General features: G+C 57.8%; 1 pseudogene. It reads right to left on the bottom strand.

Going from position 1 to position 794, the window contains the following annotated elements:
- Positions 1-468 precede the first annotated feature (468 nt).
- Positions 469-794 (bottom strand): annotated as a pseudogene (locus tag DEQ92_RS20995) (ABC transporter ATP-binding protein); the annotation flags it as partial.

Below are 794 nucleotides of genomic sequence, written 5' to 3'. Positions count from 1 at the left end.
CGCATCGAGACACGCTAAACGAATTGGCGGGCTGAAGACGCCATCTGCGATTTTTCTGTCGATTCGAATTCGACATTGGTGGCTGAGATTTAAATACGGAGACGAGGGAAGATGCTGCCAGACGACCCTATGAATGGACGTCAATCTGATTTTGAGGAACTACGACCCCTTGGCGAATCGACCCACGTTCCCGACGACGAGTTTTCCGGAAGGGGGGACGCTGGACGAGCAGAGCGAAAGGAAGGGTTCGGATCGTATCCTGATCGACTGAGATCGATGCGGAGCGAATGTTCCTCGTGCTGTGCGTAGATTCCTGCGTACCGTACCAAGTGTCGGTCCTGCCTCTCAAATCATCTGGATGGGACCAGCGACGATAGTCGCACTCCGAATACAGAGGGGACGCGACTCCACGTCGTCCATCTGCTCGTCGAAACGTCGGCGACGTCGAAGCCGTCGCGTCGGGCCGTTTCAGTCGTCTTCGTCGGCTGTCGTCTCGGTCTCTAGGTCGGCTGAAACGGGGGACAGACCGTGGGCGAGTGCCTCGCCCGACGCCGTCTCAAAGAGGTGGACGTTCCCCCGGTCTATCACGACTTCGACGTCCGTGTCTTCTCGAATCGTCGAGTCGGGGTCAACACTCATCAGCAGCTGGTCATCGGCTCTCGACTGGTCCATCGATGTACGGCGTTCGCCCAACAACATGTACGCGAATATCTCGTCGCCCATCGGTTCGAGAATATCGACACGCGTGGAGATGAGCGAAGAGGGGTCTTCCACTTCGACGCGCGTTCCGCCGG

The sequence above is a fragment of the Haloferax sp. Atlit-6N genome, from assembly GCF_003383195.1.
Classification (GTDB): domain Archaea; phylum Halobacteriota; class Halobacteria; order Halobacteriales; family Haloferacaceae; genus Haloferax; species Haloferax gibbonsii.
The sequence above is the reverse complement of the archived record's forward strand: the minus strand, read 5'-3'. Positions and strand labels throughout refer to the sequence as shown.